General features: G+C 66.6%; 13 protein-coding genes and 1 riboswitch. Of the genes, 11 read left to right on the forward strand and 2 right to left on the reverse strand.

What is annotated here, in order from left to right:
- Positions 1–44: 44 nt before the first annotated feature.
- A riboswitch (SAM riboswitch) is annotated at positions 45–133 on the reverse strand.
- Between the two features lie 129 nt (positions 134–262).
- Both M1D40_RS03505 and M1D40_RS03510 read right to left on the reverse strand, forming a co-directional pair.
- Positions 263–775, reverse strand: coding sequence for a hypothetical protein (locus M1D40_RS03505; protein ID WP_461170235.1), 513 nt, complete (start codon positions 773–775; stop codon positions 263–265).
- Between the two features lie 779 nt (positions 776–1,554).
- Positions 1,555–1,941, reverse strand: a complete 387-nt coding sequence (locus M1D40_RS03510) for a hypothetical protein (RefSeq protein WP_341395583.1) — start codon at positions 1,939–1,941, stop codon at positions 1,555–1,557.
- Between M1D40_RS03510 and M1D40_RS03515 the strand changes: the two genes are divergently transcribed.
- From M1D40_RS03515 to M1D40_RS03565, 11 genes are all read left to right on the forward strand, one after another.
- Positions 1,922–2,299 (forward strand): excalibur calcium-binding domain-containing protein, encoded by a 378-nt coding sequence (locus M1D40_RS03515; protein WP_341395584.1) that lies wholly within the window; start codon positions 1,922–1,924, stop codon positions 2,297–2,299. The two genes, M1D40_RS03510 and M1D40_RS03515, sit on opposite strands and share 20 nt — an antisense overlap.
- 301 nt (positions 2,300–2,600) lie before the next feature.
- Positions 2,601–4,676 carry a hypothetical protein gene (locus M1D40_RS03520; RefSeq protein ID WP_461170236.1) on the forward strand — a complete coding sequence of 692 codons (2,076 nt, stop codon included), beginning with the start codon at positions 2,601–2,603 and terminating at the stop codon, positions 4,674–4,676.
- A 42-nt stretch (positions 4,677–4,718) separates the two neighbouring features.
- On the forward strand, positions 4,719–6,743 hold the full coding sequence (locus M1D40_RS03525) for a zinc ribbon domain-containing protein (protein ID WP_461170237.1): 2,025 nt from the start codon (positions 4,719–4,721) through the stop codon (positions 6,741–6,743).
- Positions 6,743–7,789, forward strand: coding sequence for an SGNH/GDSL hydrolase family protein (locus tag M1D40_RS03530; RefSeq protein ID WP_461170238.1), 1,047 nt, complete (start codon positions 6,743–6,745; stop codon positions 7,787–7,789). The genes M1D40_RS03525 and M1D40_RS03530 overlap by 1 nt, the downstream gene beginning before the upstream one ends.
- Positions 7,790–8,004: 215 nt before the next feature.
- Complete coding sequence (locus tag M1D40_RS03535) at positions 8,005–9,372, forward strand: hypothetical protein (protein WP_461170239.1); 1,368 nt, start codon at positions 8,005–8,007, stop codon at positions 9,370–9,372.
- A 3-nt stretch (positions 9,373–9,375) separates the two neighbouring features.
- Positions 9,376–10,644 (forward strand): zinc ribbon domain-containing protein, encoded by a 1,269-nt coding sequence (locus M1D40_RS03540; RefSeq protein ID WP_461170240.1) that lies wholly within the window; start codon positions 9,376–9,378, stop codon positions 10,642–10,644.
- A gap of 188 nt (positions 10,645–10,832) precedes the next feature.
- On the forward strand, positions 10,833–13,013 hold the full coding sequence (locus tag M1D40_RS03545; RefSeq protein WP_461170241.1) for a zinc ribbon domain-containing protein: 2,181 nt from the start codon (positions 10,833–10,835) through the stop codon (positions 13,011–13,013).
- A 163-nt stretch (positions 13,014–13,176) separates the two neighbouring features.
- Positions 13,177–14,142 carry a D-2-hydroxyacid dehydrogenase gene (locus tag M1D40_RS03550; protein WP_461170242.1) on the forward strand — a complete coding sequence of 322 codons (966 nt, stop codon included), beginning with the start codon at positions 13,177–13,179 and terminating at the stop codon, positions 14,140–14,142.
- Positions 14,143–14,234: 92 nt separating this feature from the next.
- Positions 14,235–15,272: an NAD(P)-dependent alcohol dehydrogenase gene (locus M1D40_RS03555; RefSeq protein ID WP_461170243.1), complete on the forward strand. Its 1,038-nt coding sequence runs from the start codon at positions 14,235–14,237 to the stop codon at positions 15,270–15,272.
- Positions 15,269–15,952, forward strand: coding sequence for a hypothetical protein (locus M1D40_RS03560; RefSeq protein ID WP_461170244.1), 684 nt, complete (start codon positions 15,269–15,271; stop codon positions 15,950–15,952). The genes M1D40_RS03555 and M1D40_RS03560 overlap by 4 nt, the downstream gene beginning before the upstream one ends.
- A gap of 44 nt (positions 15,953–15,996) precedes the next feature.
- Positions 15,997–17,574: a GMC family oxidoreductase gene (locus tag M1D40_RS03565; protein WP_341395604.1), complete on the forward strand. Its 1,578-nt coding sequence runs from the start codon at positions 15,997–15,999 to the stop codon at positions 17,572–17,574.
- Positions 17,575–17,577: the final 3 nt, after the last annotated feature.

Consider the following 17,577-nt stretch of genomic DNA (forward strand, 5'->3'; position numbering starts at 1 on the left):
GCCGCTGCTGCACAGCTCTGCAGCTCGGGCCCAACGGGGAAGTGAGTCCATCGGTCCTGGCATGAGCACCGGCCCCGAAGGGTGGTTGCTGCGGCGTCAACGAGCCAGGTCTCTCAGCCGCTCTGGATGGGAAATGTCCGGATTCGAGAAGCGGACACCACCATGGAAGCTTGGCGGAGGCCGTCCGGGCAAGAGAATGACGCCGCGTTGCCGCAAACTCCGCAGCGTGACGTCATGCGTCTCTTCCTGCGTCACACAGGTGTCATAAACGTCCGCGGAGCAGGCGGTTCGGCCGGCGCGACGGCGTGCGGCCGGGCTTGGCGGCGGACCGTTCCCCGGGTGCCCGGTAGCGCACGCGCCGGCCGGCGTCGCTGAGCAGCAACACGCCGTCGACCATAGTTTCGCGCAGTTCCATCAGTGCGAACTGGTACCGCTCCGGCGCCCGGGAGGAATCACGGAGGTAGCGGGTGCAGGCTGTGGACATGCGCATCAGCACATCGGTGTTGGCGGAGCCGCTGCGCAGATGGGCGAGGGTTTCGATCATGCGCTCGCGTGCATCCAGCACGGTGGCGCGGCAGCGTTCCTCGTCGCCGGCGCCCTCGATCACCTGCGGTTCGATCGGGGCCAGCGGACGCTTCAGGTGCAGATCCGTGATGAGTGCGTTCAGGGCCGCATTTTCGTCGCGGCGGTCAATGCCTGCCCGGATGCTCCAGCCGGCGGCGGTTCCCAGAACGAGCGCCGCGAGGGCCAGGAGGGACACTGCCAGCCAGTCCATACAAGACCTCCGGAAGAAGCGTTCTTCGACGGTACCCGGCGGGGCTGACCGGAGGACAGGGCTGCGGCCCGTTCCCGGCTTGCGGGCGGGCAGTTAGCGGCTAGCCCTCAGGATCCTGACAACTGCGGCAGCCGAGCCGTAAGCCTTTTCTGGTGATACGGACCCGACATGTCCGCATCGCCGCTGCACCCGCGCTTTTTTCGGACCTAGCGTGAAGTAACCCGAGCGGAGGAGAAGCAGATGGCAATGACGATAGACCTGGCCCGCGCCGTGCACCGCGAACGCTTGGCGGAGGCCGAATCCAGACGCAGGTGGCGGGAGGCGCGGCGCGTGGCCAGAGAACGAGACGCTGCGGCAAGAGACACCGGAGAAAGAGATACCGGAGAGCGAAAGGCAAAGCCGGAGCGGGCCCGCGGGCCCGCGATGGAGTGGCCGGTCTTTACGCTGCGGATCGGGCGTTTCCAACTGGTGGGCTTTCGGACCGTGCGGCTGTAAAACCGTGAGGCTGTAAAACCGTGAGGCCGTAAAACCGTGAGGCTGTAAAACCGTGAGGCTGTAAAACCGTGCGGCTGTAAAAAAGGGCCCTCGGCGGTAGCGGGCACTGCGGCTAGGTTCGGGACTGTATGACGGTCAAACGTCCTGCACAGGCACTGTTACTCTATGGCTGATGCAATTGCATCTAAAAATGTTGCTAACGTCCCGGGGGATCCTTTGCTATTTCGACCTATACAGTCCTGCCCAAAATCGGCCAAGGGCGGCAGATCGGAACAGCATCGGCGTCAGCGGGCTCTCGCGGTTGCCGGCCTGACAGCGGTGGTCCTGGCCGTCGCGGGTTGCGGAACCGAAGAGGCGGAACCTGCTGCGGCTTCCTCCTCCCCGTCCGCAACCAGGAGCGCAACCCCGACTCCGACTCCTTCGGCGACTTCCACGGTCGTCGCCGGTAAGCCGTGCTTCGGAGCCGGTAAGACCGAGACCGTGAGGACCGCGGCCAGCCCCAGCCCGACGCCGTCGTCGTCGGCCTCGGCGTCGCGGGTTCCCACCAAGTCCCCCTCGCCTTCGGCCACCAGCACTCCCACGCCGTCGTTCTCGTCCAGCACATCGGTGGTCTTTGTCTGCACCGAGGACGACGACGGCGCCTTGATCTGGATGGACAAGGACAGTTCCACCCGGATCCTCGCGGACCGGCAGGCGGCAGCGGACCAGAAGGAAGCTGACGAGCGGGCAGCCGCAGAGGCAGCAGAAGCGCAGCGTATCGCCGATGACCAGGCGCTAGCCGATGCCCAGGCTGCTGAGGCCCAGCGCCTGGCCGATGAGCAGGCGGCGCAGCAGTACATTCCCCCGGAGCCTCCCGCCCCGGCTCCGGTGCCGGCCCCCGCGCCTGCCCCGGCTCCTGCACCGCCCGCGCCAGCCTACTACCCGAACTGCACGGCAGCCCGCAACGCCGGAGCGGCGCCGGTTTACATCGGCAGCCCCGGCTACGGCACGCATCTGGACCGGGACGGCGACGGCGTCGGCTGCGAGTAGCGGCCCCTGAGCCGACGGCCGGAGCAGCCGTGGGTGCGGTGAAGGGGCAGGCCAGCCTATTCCTTCACCGCACCTTCCGTCCCCTGATGAACTGCCGCTGCAGGATGAAGCAGCAGATAATTCCGGGAACGGCCGACGGCTTTAATGAGCACAAGGTTAATTAGTGCAAGGCGCTGTAAATTGGCAGCGTTATTGGCAGGGATTTATTCCTGCACCCGCATGCTAGGCTCCTCCCTGTAAGAGTGTTGTTTTATCGGGGGATAGCTACACTCGCATTCCCCTGTTTTTCGGGGGAAAAACTTTGTCCAGTTTCTGCATGTCCTGCGGCGCCAAGCTCCAGCCGGAATGGAAATTCTGCGGTTCATGCCGCGAACCTGTTCCCCGCGATGATGCCGCCCCGAGCGGGCCCGCTGTCCGGGAGACCGGGACCGCAGCGGTCACCGGGCATCAGACGCCCGCCGCCGGTCCCGCCGCCGCCGGTCCCGCCGCCGCCGACACCGCCGACGGATTCAAGAAACCCAGCCGCAGGGTCATCATCAGCGCCGGCGTGCTCCTGACCCTGGCGGCAGCGGGCATTGGCGGCTACTTCTACGTCCAGAACATGCTCCGCGGCGGCGCCGGTTCGGCCGAATCCGCCGCCGAGAAGCTGATCGAGGCCGTGGAGGACAAAGACCTGGTGGGCGTTTTCACCATGGTGCCCCCGCAGGAACGCGATGCCTTGCAGCGTGTCCGGGAAGCCGCCGAAGAGCAGGCCGAAGACCACGGCATCATAGACGCTTTCGCGAAGGTTTCCGACGGCGATTCCGGCGGGGAGAACGGGATGGACCTTTCCCTGGACGGCATCGACATCAGCCTCGGTGGCGCGCAGCCCGCTGTGACGGAAATTGATGAGCACCTGGCCATGGTCAAGTTCAGCAGCGGAGAACTGCGGGTGCAGATTGATCCCGGGCAGACCACAGGTGCCATCCGGAGCGCCTTCGAAGCCGGCGGGGATATGGACGCCGTCGATGAATCCACCCCCTTTGCCTCCATGGGCGTCAACAACTCGGGCCTGACCCTGATGGCCACGGAATCAGACGGGCGCTGGTACATCAGCCCGCTCTACTCCGGCCTGGAATTCTCCCAGCAGTTCACGAGCAGCTCCCGGGGCTACGTCCCGGGTGAGCCGGCGCCGGGCAGCGACAGCCCCGGCGACGCCGCCCGCAACGCCGTTTCAGTGCTTCCGCAGCTGGTCTCCGGCGGCAGCGTCATGCCGCTGGCTCCGTACCTTTCCAGCTATGAGGCCAACGCCCTGTATTACTACGGCGGGCTGATCGACGGTTTCCTGGGCGGTTCCTCCGGCAGCGGCGAGTTCCTCCTGGGCGAAGTGTCCTTCCGCGACGGCGAAAAGGACGGCAACCGGACCAAGGCCGTGATGGAAAAGGTCACGGTGGAAAACGAGTACGGCGACCGGTTCACCCTGACCTCCAACTGCGTCATGGAGGACGGCGAGGAACAGATGTGCTCCAACGGTTCCGGCTACGGACTGCGGTACGGCGGCTCTCCGGAACCGGACGGCCTGGGCCTGCTGAACTCCTCAACGGAGTGGAGCCTCACCACGGTCAAGGAGAACGGCAAATACAAGGTCAGCCTGCTGGATTCCGCCGCAGACTGGGCCGTGGGCTGGGTCCGGTCACTGAGCAGGGAACAGGCGCTGGCGCTGATGGACCTGGCCCGCAGCGAAGACTCCTCGGGGGAACTGTCCATCGGCGAGGAAACCGACGTGGCGTTCAACTCCGCCGGCTACGCGGTGAAAACGGTGAAGCTGCAGGAGAAGCAGCGCCTTGAGATCCTGGGCAATTACGGCCGGGCCCACGTGTACCCGGCCGGAAGCGGAGCGCGGCTGGTGACGCTCGGCGGCAACGCCGATCCCGCGGAGCTGGAGGCGGGCGAGTACAAACTGGTCATCTTTGCCGGCAACGACTGGAGTGAGAAATTCGCCGACGAAGGCAGCGGCGTGCAGTATTCGGAGGCGGTGAAGGTCTCGAAATACGTCAGTCCGCCCCGGATTGAAGGCTCGGACTACGACTACAGCGGCAGCATCTACACCGAATACAACCGGAACTCCACCGACGAAGTTGAGCTGCAGGTGCCCGAGGGCAACAACGTTGAACTAGTCGTCACCATTACCGATCTGTATTCCAGCGGCTCGAACTCCACGGGAGTCCTCATTCTCACCCTCCACGGAAACCGGTACCAGGTGCCGGTCACAGGGGCCGACGTCGAACAGGTCATTCCCTACCCCGCAGATTCCGAAACCCAGACCATGGGGCTGGAGCTGGACATGGGCGGCAAATACGGGTCCGTCAGCTATTCACTTGAATTTGTTCGTAAATAGGCCGCGGCCTGCAATCGACATCCATCACAAAAGGGAAGTGTTATGAAATTCTGCGTTCAATGCGGACAACAGCTGGCACCGGAAGCACGCTTTTGCGTCAGCTGCGGTACGCCGGCGCCATCCGGCGATACGACGACGGCGGCGGCTTCCGCAGCCGGGGCGCCGACCCGGGCGGAGGCCCTGCGGCAGCCTGAATTTGCTGCTGCCGGTGCCGTCCATCAGGGCGGACACGGGCACGGCACGGCCGGCGGCGCTTCGGAGACGCAGCCGGCTCCGGCCGCAGCACCAAAGAAGTCCAACGGGGCATTTGCCGGCATTCCGGTGAGCGACTATTTCCGGGACGGCATTGCCGCCCTGGCGCTGATCATCTCGCTGTTCATGGTCTGGATGATCGACGGCGATTCGGTCTTCGGCTACGGATCCTACGAGGAATCCCGTGCGGGCACCCGCGTGGACGTCATCCTGATCACCCTGGTCAGCCTGCTGTCGCTGAGCCTCAGCTACATCTGGCGCGCCGGCGTCTTCGGGCCCAGCGTCGGCTACCGCAAGATCCAGGACCTGAAGCTCCTGGCCAACATTCCGTACTTCCTTTTGGTGCTGGTTTACGTAGCCCTGCACCTGATCACGTCCCGAACCTTTGAGCAGAGCTCCTTTGGCACGCTCGGTCCGGCCATGGCCTTCGGCCTGGCCGGAGCTGTGCTGGCGGCCCAGCCGCGGCGCGGGGAAATTGCTCCCGGAAACGTTGACGAGCCCCGCAACCAGCGCTGGATTTACGTCAGTTTCGGCATTGCGGCGCTGGCAGCCGCGGTGGCCCTGGTCCAGATCATCCGCTACTGGGTTGCCATGGGCGATGCCGGTTCCGGTACCACCGGCTGGGGAATCCTGGCCACCGTGATGGCCCTGGCCAGCGCAGCCGTCCTGGTCTTCATCGCACTGCAGGTTCACAAGCGTTCGGACCGTTGGCGTTCAGCGGGCCTGGTCCTGGCCTTCGGCGCTGCGTTCCTTTCACTGGTGGCACTCTTTGAAGACCAGACGCTGCTGAACCTGAGCGTCAACTCCATCTCTCCCGGATTCTCCCTGATGTTCTGGATGGCCTTCGGGGCGGCCGTTTCCGCACCGTCCATTGCCCGCCTCACTGAAGGCTCGGCCGTGGCACCGACCGATCCCCGCAGCCGGCTGCAGCCGTGGCTGCTCCTGGCCGCCGGGTTCAGCGCCGTCCTCACCATCGGTGCGGCGGTCGGCCTGATCACCGAAGTCACCAGCGACTACTCCGACGGCTATGTGCCTGAGGTCCTCGCCTTGTTCTTCGGACTGCTGCTGACCGCGGGCGCTGTGGTGACCCTCCGGTTGATGGCCAAGGAGCCCCGCTCCGCCTACATCATCCCCACCGGCTACGCCGGGCTGCTGTTTGTTCTGGGTCTGGTGCTCATGATTGTCTGGGCCGTTCAGCATGAGGGCCACCTCGGCGCGGTCATCATGCTGCTGGCGTTCGTGGTTCCCGCAGCCATCCTTTCGGTCCTGTGGCTGCCGCGGGCTTCCCGTGAGCATTTCAAGTCGCTGCCCGGCGGCAACGCCTCCGGAACGTCCGGCTTCACTTTTGCCGGTGCTCCCGCAGCGCAGCCCGCGCAGGCGCCGGTACAGCCGGCCGGCCAGGCACAGCCGGTTCAGCACGCTCCCCAGCAGGCACAGACCCAGCCAGCTCAGGCCGAGCACGCTCCCCAGCCGGCTCAGGCCGACTCCGGGGTCCAGTCCGAGGCGAAAGCTCAGCCTGACGTCAAGGCCGGGACGGTAGCCAAGGCTGAAACCCCCGCTGCAGCAGCCGAAGATCACCAGCCCGGGCACACCGACGGGGCGGTAGCGCAGGCTGCCGATGCCGCCGGTTCGGAGCTGATGACTGAAGCGGCAAATCCGCAGACACCGCTGGCCCGTCTGCAGGAACTGGCGGCCAACCATCCGCAGACCCGCCCCGCCGTGGCGGCCAACCCGTCCACCTACCCGGCACTGCTGACCTGGCTTGGCCAGCTGGGTGACCCCGCAGTGGACCAGGCACTGGCCCAGCGCAGCTGATGAAAAAGCTGGCGGCCGGCGTGCTTCTGGCAGGGATGTTTTTGACGGGTTGCTCGCCCGTCCCTGCCGCTGAAGACAGCACGCCGTCCGCCGGCCGCGGCCCGCAGCAAACAACGGCAACACCGCACACGACGGCAACCCCCTACCCGCCGGCTCCGCATGCCCCGGCTGCCGAGGCCGGCGACAGGCTGGCACCGCTTATCGGCGCCAGCGCGGGGAGGGCCGCGCATGTGGTCCTGCTCGGGGACTCCTTTGCATCCGGTGAAGGCGCCGGCTCCTATGAATCGGTCGACGGCGTCGCGGAGAGTCGCTGCCACCGCAGCTCGGAGTCGCTGGCAGCGGCCGCAGCGGGAACCCGAGCGGACGGCTCAGCCATTGTTCTCCACAACTTCGCGTGCTCCCGCGCGCGCATCTCCGCACTGGAATCAACGCAGCCGGTGGAGGGGCACGGCTCCGGGGGAGTGCCGGCGCAGCTGGAGCAGATGGCAGGAATCCGTCCGGATCTTGTCCTGCTCTATCTGGGCGGCAACGATCTGGGTTTCGCGGACCTGCTGCAGGCGTGCATCGCCGATACAGCTCCGTGCGGCCAGGACCCGGGACTTCGGGAGGACACCGAGCAAAGGCTGCACCAGCTGCGTCCCGAACTCGAGGACATGTACCGGAAGCTGGGCGCTGCTGTCCGCTCCCCGGTGCTCGTTCTGCCCTATCCGCGGATGTTCGACGCCGGTGCGGGGGACTGCGGGCGGCTGACCGGCGGGGAACAGGCTTTCGGGCTGGAGGTGACCGACGCCTTGAACGGGACGATCGAGCAGTCGGTGCTGGGAGCCGGGCTTCCGAACGTGCGGTACGTCGATGCCTTGGAAGACCCCTTTGCCCGGCGGGGTGCCTGCAGCACGGATCCGCTGGTCACGACGGCCCGCATCGGACCGCTCCTGGGTGCAGCGGCCTCCGCTGCCGCATCCCAGGAAATACTGCATCCCACCGCGGAAGGCTACCGGGTTCTGACTGCGGACCTCCTGCAGTGGCTAGAAGAACATCCGGCCTAGCGCCGGCGACGCGGCGAACCGCAGCTTGAGACAACGCTTTGATCCATTGGAAGGAAAACATGAAGTGTTCAGCATGCGGGGAACCGCAGGAGTCCGGAGTCAGCTTCTGCACTAACTGCGGGACGGCGGCATCAGCGGCATCAGCGGCTGCCCCGCCGCCGCCACCGGCAGCACCCGCACCTCCCGGGCCTCCCGCCCGGCACGATCCGCAGCCGGTGCCGCAGCCCGGAATGCAGGGCGATCCGAAGTCTTCGAAAAAACGCCGGACCCCGCTTATTGTCGCCGGGTCCGTCATCCTGGCGGCGGCGCTGGCTGCCGGCGTCTATGTGTGGGAACCCTGGAATGACCAGACGGAAGCAGCCGGGGCTGTGCCGTCGCCGTCATCCTCCGCTTCGGCGTCCGCCAAGGCCAGTCCCGGCTCTACGGCCAAGTCCACCCCGAGCGCCTCTCCGAGCGGTTCAGCCAGCGCATCGCCGTCGTCGGGTTCCTCGGCAGCGGCCAAGGCAACGGACAGCATTCCGCTCTCCGGCTTCAACCCGTCGACGTCCGAAGTCCGCGACGGCATGGTGGTGTACCGGACGTCCAACGGGGTTTCCGCCCACGTCCCGGGCGAATCCATAGCGCGCACGTACCCGCTGCCCGCGGCGCCGTCCGGGCAGGAAGTATCCGGCAGCACCCTCGACATCATCGGCACCGGCGAAGCACCGAAGCTGGCAGCCCTGGTGGAAATCCGCACCCCGGCCTCCGGGCTGGACCCGGAGCAGTACGCAACGGTGCTGCGCACCTATGACGACAAAAAGACGGCGCCGCTGGCGGAAGCACCCGTCACGGGAACCGAGCACGACGACTTCCACGAGCTGACCCTGCACGGAAGCAGCGACGGTTCGATCGCACTGGAAAGCGAGTCGTACAGCGAGCCGTCGGTGCGGTTCTTCAACGCCGCGCTCGAGCAGGTCGGCGAGGGCAGCGGACTGTTCACCGCGCACCACGGCACGACGGTGATTCTGTCCGACCGGAACGACGACTGCCTGATCTCGGCCTGGAGCACCGCTACGGGCGCCAAGCTGTGGGAAAACAACTACGGCACGGTGACGTACCCGAGCTGTTCGGCGGCGCTGGACGCCGGCGGCCTCACGGTGGCGGTGAACGGCAACGAAGACTTCGTCGCCGTCGTCGACCCGGCCAGCGGAGCACTGCGCACCCAGCTCACCGGCGCCCAAAGCGTGAAGTTCGATTCGGCCGGACCGCTGGCGGTTGTCGAGTATGGAACCTCCGATGCCACCCTGCCGGCGCTGCGCGTCTATGACACCACCACCTGGGCCTCCACCCTGGAGGTGACCAGCGAACAGGGCGAGGCACTGAACCTGCAGACGCTGTATCTGTTCGGCTCCAAGCTCTACATCGAAAACACCGACGAGCAGCCGGTCCTGGATGCCCTGACCGGTGAAAAGCTGGCGGCCGACTGGAAGGTGCGGCCCGCCGGGGCCGTCAGCGCCGACTGGACCCTCGTGACCGATGAGAGCGACGGAACGTACTCCCTTGAAGCCAATGACAACGGCATCTATCCGGGACCGTGGTGGTAACCGATGAATCCTGAAACAAACACACCGGGGCAGTTCTGCGCCCGCTGCGGCCAGCAGCTGCCCGCCGCCGCACGGTTCTGCCGGGCCTGCGGCGCTCCGGCGGCACAGACTCTTCCGCCGGAGACCGATTCCTCGCCGGCCACGGAGGCTTTTGCAGCCACGGAGGCCTTCCCGGCGGCGCAGACTCCCGCAGCTCCGGCGCCGCCCGCTGCACCGGAGACCATCACGGCATGGGCCGCAGACGTTACCGGGGAACCGGAGCAGGCCTGGACCGACGGCGGCACCGGCACCGACGACGACGACGAGAAGCAGCGCCGGTCGCCCTGGCTGGTGACCGCCATGATTGCGGCAGTTGTTCTGGTGCTCGGCGCCGGTGCCTACTTTGGCTACGGATACCTCACCTCCGGCGACGAATCCGGTTCGGACCAGGCGGTTGCCACCCGGCAGCCCTCGCCGTCCGCGGCTTCGGCTACGGCAGCTCCCACCCCCGCCGAAACGTCACCGGCAAAGGCCACGGCTTCGGCCTCGCCGTCGCCGTCGTCGTCACCAACTTCCTCCCCGCGGCCGACGGCGACAGCCGGTCCGCCGTCCGGAAACACCGGAAGCTACGGGGCCGCGGGATGGGACACCGGGGCGCTGAACGCCGCGTACTGCCAGCACGACGGCGAATTTGTCACCGTGGCGGACTCACCCAAATTCCAGGGCATCATCTGCATGCGCAACGGAGGCATGGTCTACCGCGGCCTGGATAAGAGCAACGGGCTGACGATGAGCACCGGAGCCCAGAAAACTCCCGCCGGCTATGCCGGGGTGCTGGGCAACACCCGTTACGAGATCAGCCCGGCGGCCTTCACGATTACCCTGAACGGTGACGTGATCGCCAGCGACAAGGTCACCACCTACGTCACGCCGGACCAGGACCCGTTCCGGCCCGGAGACCTGGGCCTGGCGAAGCCGATCGACTATCCGCAGTGCGACGGTTCAGCCGCCGTGCTGCTGGTGAGCAGCTTCGGTGCAGCGAACGCTGCCGCAGAGATCAGAGTGCAGCTTGAGCAGCACCCCGGCGCGCGATATCTGCGCACCGACCTGTCCTGCGACGGGTTCAACCGGACCTCCGATGACCGCGGAAACCGGGAGCCGATTTATGCCGCCTATCTGCCGGCGGGCAGTGACACTGCGTCGGTCTGCGCGATGGCGGAGGCGAATGGAACGTACGCGGTATGGCTGCAGAACGGTTTTACCCCCGAAGAGAGCCGGGTCAATTGTCCGTAGGGTAATTCGGGCCGAAGTCCGGACCGGCGGTTGATGGGAGAGAGCAGGCGCAGGCGTCATTATGCCCGTGCCTGCTTTTCCCGGCTTAAAGGGGCCGCCCTTTCACATGTTAGAATCCGGTAATTGCGTTGTTATTTCCGGGGGGATATTGCATGCATTACCTCCCCGTGTCGATCTTGGGGGAATAAATGAATTACTGCATGTCCTGCGGCACTGCGCTGCAGCCTGAATGGCGTTTCTGCGGCAACTGCCGGCGCCCCGTTAGCGAAGGCGGAGAACAGCAGGGCTCCGCGGCCGTTGAGCCGCCTGCGGGCAGCCAGCCTAGTCCGCAAAACCCCACCCCTGAGAACTCCACCGAGCAGGACCACAGCCAGCAGGACCAGCAGCCTCAGAAACCCACCCAGCAGGACCAGCAGCCGCAGCCCGGTGCAGCCGTACCCGGTGGGCCCGGCAACGGCCCCGGTGGCACCGGCGGACAGCCCGGCCCCGGCGATGACGGCTCGGGGGACGGCACCGACGGCACCGACGGACCGCGGAAGAAGGCCAGCCGCAAGACACTCGTCCTGGCGACGCTCGCCGTCGTCCTGGTGGTGGCCGGCGTGGGCGCCTTCCTCTTCATCCAGAACATCATCCGCGGCGGCGCCGGTTCACCCGGGCAGGTTGCCGAAAAGCTGATGGAGTCGGTGGAAGCCAAGGACGGCGTTGCCCTGGCCACCATGGTTGCTCCGGCGGAGCGCGACTCCCTCAACCGCCTGCGTGAAGGCCTCACCGAGAAGGTCGAGGAGTTCGGCATCCTGGAGGCGGCCAACAAGGTTGGCGAAGACCTTGAGGACGTGGACGACGACATCAGCTTCGACGGCATCACCGTCACGTTCGAGAATGTGGAGCCGAAGGTCACCGAGGTTGATGACCAGCTGGCCGTCCTGGCCTTCGACTCCGGCAGCGTCCGGGTCCAGGTGGATCCGGAGCAGACCACCGGTGCCGTCCGTTCAGCGCTGGAAGCAGCTGACGAGATGGAAAAGATCGACGAGACCACCGAGTTCTCCGAACTGGGAATCGACGGCGATCCGCTGCTGATGGCGGCGGTCAAGGACAACGGTCGCTGGTACCTCAGCCCGCTCTACACCGGTCTGGAACTGATGACCCAGTCCACGGGCAACGAGCGCGGCACCCTGCCCGAGGGTGTTGAGGGCAGCGGCTCGCCGGCGGAAGCCGTGCAGGCGCTGATCGGAGCAGTGCCGGGCATTGTGCAGAGCGGCAAGATCACCGACGTGGGCAACTACCTCGTCAGCTACGAAGGCAACGCCGTCCACTACTACGGGCGTGCGCTGGATAATGCCGCGGGCGGCGGATCCAACATCGACCTGAAGCTGACCGCCAATACGTTCAAGGACGCGGAGCAGGACGGCGACCGCGGCCGCGCCACTGTGGAAACCCTGGAAGCGGAGGTGGAAGGGGACAAGCTGCGGGTGACCTCCGACTGCATCGAACTCGACGGCTCGGATGAAATGTGCCGCGGGAAGTCCGGGTACGTCATGCTCGAGGGCAATGTCGACGGCGAAGCCGTGGTGCGTGCCCTTCCGCCGCTGGGAATGTCCACCGTGAAGGAAGACGGCGACTGGAAGGTCAGCCTCATGGACACCACCACCGACTGGACACTGCAGTGGCTCGATTCCATCACCCGCGAGCAGGCACTGGCCATGCTGGACCTGGCCCGCAGCGAGGACGCCGCCGGAACCATGACGGTGGGTGAGGAAACCGACCTGAAATTCAACTCCGCCGGGTACGCCGTCATGAAGCTGGAGCTGGACGAGGCCGTGATCCTGGACAGCACCGATGACTACAGTGCACTGACGGTCTACTCGCCGGACGGCAAGGAAACCATCACCTCCGCGGACAGCTACCTGCGGGAAGAAACCCCCGCCGGAGAGTACAAAGTGGTGATTTACGCCGGTGACGAGTGGGCCGACAAGTTCGCCGAAAACGGCAACGACGTGCAGTACTCGACCTCGATGACCCTCGAGGGAGTTGTCGAGGATCCGACGATCAACGGTTACCCCGGGGAAGAATACGGCTACCTCACGCTCGATGAATACCCCGGACCCACGGAAGAGATCACCGTAGAGGTGCCCAAGGGCAACGACGTGCAGCTGGTGCTCGAGGCCATGGGCAGCTTCTCCGAATGGGACAAGCCGGGCAGCCTGGTGGCAACGCTGGACGGCAAGGAGTACACCGTCGCCGTCGGCAACGATCCGGAAGAACTCGTTATCCCCGTTCCGGATGACGGGAAGGAACACATCCTGAAACTGGAACTGGTCAAGGGAACGGGCAGCGGCAGCGAAGTCGACTACACGCTCACCTTCGAATAAGCGGTCCGGCCCCGCAGCAGAGTTCCAGCAGAATTCCAGCGGGGCCCAGCAGCACCATAAGCACAAAACAAGGAACCGGCCGGCGCCTTACGCGCCGGCCGGTTCCTTTTGCCCTGCCGCTGCATTGTCCGCTGGCCAGGTGTTCTCTCGCTAGGCTGGGGGCATGAAATCCCAGCCCGTCATCGCCGTCCTTGCCGGAAACCGTCCCCTCGTGGGCCTGGAAGAGCTGCAGCGGGAGGCTGAAGTCCGCGTGACCGCCGACGCCGGGCTGGCCGAAGCACTGGCCGGAGCCGACATCCTTTACCTCTGGGATTATTTTGCCGACGGCGTCCGGCGGGCCTGGCCGGCAGCGGACTCCCTCCGCTGGATCCACGTTCCGGCGGCCGGAGTGGACAAGCTGATGTTCCCTGAACTGGTGGCTTCGGACGTGGTGCTCACCAACGCGCGGGGCATCTTTGACCGGCCGATGGCCGAGCACGTCCTGGCGGCCATGTTCCACTTCGCCAAGGACTTTGGCCGCGCCTCAGCCCAGCAGCGGCAGCGGCAGTGGCGCCACTATGCCACCGCAGACCTGGCCGGCGCCTCCGCGCTGGTGGTCGGGACCGGCAGCATTGGCCGGTGCACCGCCCGGCTGCTGGCCGCCGTCGGCCTGCGCGTGGACGGCATGGGCCGCACCGCCCGCGGCGGCGACGGGGACTTCGGCACCATCCATGCCGGCACTGATCTCACCGCCGTGGCAGGCGCCTACGATTACGTGATCCTGGCGGCTCCGCTGACGCCGGACACCCGCGGGATGCTCAGCCGGGAGGTCCTCGCCGCCATGAAGCCGACGGCGGTCCTCATCAACGTGGGCCGCGGCGCCCTCGCGGACGAGGCAGCGCTCGAGGAAGCCCTGCGCAGCGGCGCCCTCGCCGGAGCGGCCCTGGATGTGTTTGAGACCGAACCGCTCCCGGAGCACAGCGGACTCTGGGAGCTGGAGAACGTGCTGATCACTCCGCACCTGTCCGGAGATTCGCAGAACCAGCTCCCGGCGCTGGCCCGCCAATTCGCGGATAACCTGGCAGCCTTCAAAGCCGGGCGGCCGCTGGCCAACGTGGTGGACAAGCAGCTGGGCTTCGTTCCGTCCTGACCGGGGAACCCGGCACCGTTGACCCGTACGCCGCTCCGGATAAGACTGGGGGTCCGAGTGCTGACGGAGTTCAAGGGAGAAGGAAGTGCGGCGTGAAAGCTGTCCGGGTGCACCGCTACGGCGAGGATCCGCAGATCGATGAAGTGCCCGAGCCGGAAATCACCGGTCCGTGGGACGTGATTGTGGACGTGGGCGCCGCCGGGCTCTGCCGCACCGACCTGCACGTGATCGAGGGCCAGTGGGACGCGATCCAGCATCCCCGGCTGCCCTACATCCTGGGCCATGAAAACGCCGGGTGGGTGCGCGAAGTAGGCTCCGCCGTCGTCAACGTGGCCCCCGGCGACACCGTGATCATGCACCCACTGGTGACCTGCGGACTGTGCCCGCCGTGCCGTGCCGGGGAAGATTCGCACTGCGAAAACGCCGTGTTCCCCGGTCTTAACGCTGACGGCGGGATGGCCGAGCAGCTCAAGACCAACGCCCGGGCCGTCGTGAAACTCGATCCGTCCCTGCAGCCGGCGGACATCGCCGCCCTCGCCGACGCCGGGCTCACCGCCTATCACGCAGTCCGCAAGGCGGCGCCGCTGCTGTTCCCCGGCACCGAGGCCGTGGTGATCGGCGCCGGCGGGCTGGGCCACATTGGCGTGCAGTCCCTGAAGGCACTCACCGCCGCAAACATCACCGTCATTGACACTTCCGAGGCAGCCCTGGAACTGGCCGGCGCGCTGGGCGCGGACACGGTGCTGCGCAGCCCCGACACCGCAGCCGTCCTGGAAGCCACCGGAGGCGGGGCGCACGTCGTGTTCGACTTTGTCGGCGAACACGGCACCGAAGCGCAGGGCGTGGCCATGCTCCGCAACCGGGGCAGCTACTACTCGATCGGCTACGGCGGTGAAATCCGGATTCCCACCATTGAGCTGATTTCCCGGGAGATCTCCGTGGTGGGAAACCTGGTGGGCACTTACCAGGACCTGGTGGAACTGATGACTTTGACCGCCGCCGGGGACATCACCCTGCACACCACCGCCTACGACCTCGAAGACGCTGTCCAGGCCATGCACGACCTCGACGCCGGCAAGCTCACCGGCCGCGGCATCCTCATCCCGCCGGCAGCAGGAAGGACATCATGACGTACCCCGCCAAATATCCCACCCTCAACGAAACCAATCTGACCCCCGAAGCGAGGGCCATCCTGCAGCGGATCATCCGGACCGCCTTTCCGCACCCGGACTTTCCCGATGCCGCGTATGAGCGGATGACCGACCGCATCGTCACCGAAGCTGATGCGTCAACCTGGTTCCGGGTTGTCCTGACCCAGGGACTGATCGCCCTGGGAGCGCAGTCCGAGGAGCCGTTCCTGGAACTCTCCGACGAACGCGCGCTGGCGGTGCTGCGCAGGGTCTCCGATCTGGAGTTTTTCGGCTTCATCCGCCGCACCACCGTCCTGAACCTCTATGACGACCCGCAGGTGTGGGAGGTGCTGGGCTACGAAGGTCCCTCCTTCGACAAGGGCGGCTACCTCAACCGCGGCTTCAATGACCTGGACTGGCTGCCGACCCCGCGGATCGAAGCACCCGAGGGCTACGTACCTGACACCGGCCCGCTGCCGTACCCGGTGTCCCGGCCCGGGCAGCGTCCGGCGGCAGGTGCACCCGGCGCCGGAGGCAGCGAAGCCACTGCCGGGAACGCGGACAGTGCGCCGGACCGCGACGCCGCCGCAGGCCCGGCAGCGGCGCGGGCGGCAGGACCGGCACCGGATTCCGGAACCGGGGCGCAGGCACCCCGGCAGCACGGAGGAGGAGCGGCATGAGCGGACAAATATCGAGTTTTCAGCCCGGCGGGTCCGCGGACCCCATGGCGGCGTCGGCGCACTTTGACCTCGACGACGAGTCCGTCGTCGTCATCATTGGCTCCGGTGCCGGCGGCGGCACCCTCGCCCATGAACTGGTGGAGAAGGGCATCCGCGTGGTGCTGCTCGAGGCCGGGCCGTTCCTGACCAACTCGGATTACGTGAACAATGAGTGGGAAGCATTCAACCAGATGGCCTGGCTGGATCCGCGCACCACCTCCGGCAGCTGGCGGATCGCCCGGGACTTCCCGAACCTGCCGGCCTGGATTGTCAAAGCCGTGGGCGGAACCACCACGCACTGGTCCGGAGCCACCCCGCGGTTCAAGCCGCACGAATTTGTTTCCCGGACCGTCTACGGGCGGATCGACGGCGCCAACCTGCTGGACTGGCCGCTGACGCTGGAGGATCTTGAGCCGTACTACGACCGCGCGGAACGGAAGATGGGGTCCACCCACGTCCACGGCCGTCCGCCGCTGCCGGCGAACAACAACTACAAGGTGTTCGCCAACGGTGCGGAGAAGCTCGGCTACCGGCATTTTGCCACCGGCCCCTACGCGACGAACGCGGAGCCCTATGACGGCAGGCCCGCCTCGGTGCAGGACGGCTTCAATTTCCAGGGCGACAAGTCCGGCGCCAAGTGGTCCACTTTGGTGTCGGAAATCCCGAAGTCATTGAAGACCGGCCGCCTGGACCTGCGTCCGGAGAGCCAGGCCGTGCAGATCACCCACACCCCCGAGGGCAGGGTGGACGGGGTGGTGTACGCCGATGCCGACGGGCAGCTGCATCATCAAAAGGCGCGGGTGGTGGCGGTGGCCGGCAACGCGATCGAAACTCCGCGGCTGCTGCTGCTCTCGGGTTCGCCGCTGTTTCCGGACGGGCTGGCGAACTCCTCGGGCCAGGTGGGCCGGAACTACATGCGCCACACCACCGGGTCGGTCTACGCGCAGTTCGAATCCCCGGTGCACATGTACCGCGGGGAGACCATGGCTGGGCTGATCGCCGATGAATCCCGGCACGACACCGACCGCGGGTTTGCCGGCGGCTACTACATGGAGACCATCTCGCTGGGTCCGGCGTTCCTGGCGTCCTTTGTGGATCCCGGTGCGTGGGGCCCGGGGTTCGCGGCGATCCTGGACGGCTACCGGCGCACGGCGGGGATGTGGATCGTGGGGGAGGACATGCCGCAGGAAACCAACCGGGTCACGCTGAACACCACGGTGACGGACCCGCTGGGACTGCCGGTGCCGAACGTGCACTTCGACGACCACCCCAACGACGTCGCGATGCGCGAACACGGGTACGGGCAGGGTCAGGCCCTGTACGAGGCGGTGGGGTCGACGTCGGCGGTGCGGACGCCGCCGTACCCCTCCACCCACAACCTGGGCACCGCGCGGATGAGCACCCGCCCCGAAGACGGGGTCTGCAACGGATTCGGCCAGACCCACGACGTGCCGAACCTGTTCATTTCCGACGGCTCGGCGTTCACCACCGGCGCCGCGGCCAACCCCACGCTGACGATCGTGGCGCTGGCCATCCGGCAGGCCGAGTACCTGGCGGCGCAGATGGCGCTCGGCGAGATCTGAGGG

It is taken from the genome of Arthrobacter sp. Z1-15, from assembly GCF_054792395.1.

Coding starts and splice junctions, on each gene's coding strand:
- M1D40_RS03565 (WP_341395604.1), top strand. CDS start 15,997: ATGGCGGCGTCGGCGCACTTTGACCTCGACGACGAGTCCGTCGTCGTC.
- M1D40_RS03540 (WP_461170240.1), top strand. CDS start 9,376: ATGAATCCTGAAACAAACACACCGGGGCAGTTCTGCGCCCGCTGCGGC.
- M1D40_RS03550 (WP_461170242.1), top strand. CDS start 13,177: ATGAAATCCCAGCCCGTCATCGCCGTCCTTGCCGGAAACCGTCCCCTC.
- M1D40_RS03545 (WP_461170241.1), top strand. CDS start 10,833: ATGAATTACTGCATGTCCTGCGGCACTGCGCTGCAGCCTGAATGGCGT.
- M1D40_RS03505 (WP_461170235.1), bottom strand. CDS start 775: ATGGACTGGCTGGCAGTGTCCCTCCTGGCCCTCGCGGCGCTCGTTCTG.
- M1D40_RS03515 (WP_341395584.1), top strand. CDS start 1,922: ATGGACAAGGACAGTTCCACCCGGATCCTCGCGGACCGGCAGGCGGCA.
- M1D40_RS03530 (WP_461170238.1), top strand. CDS start 6,743: ATGAAAAAGCTGGCGGCCGGCGTGCTTCTGGCAGGGATGTTTTTGACG.
- M1D40_RS03560 (WP_461170244.1), top strand. CDS start 15,269: ATGACGTACCCCGCCAAATATCCCACCCTCAACGAAACCAATCTGACC.
- M1D40_RS03525 (WP_461170237.1), top strand. CDS start 4,719: ATGAAATTCTGCGTTCAATGCGGACAACAGCTGGCACCGGAAGCACGC.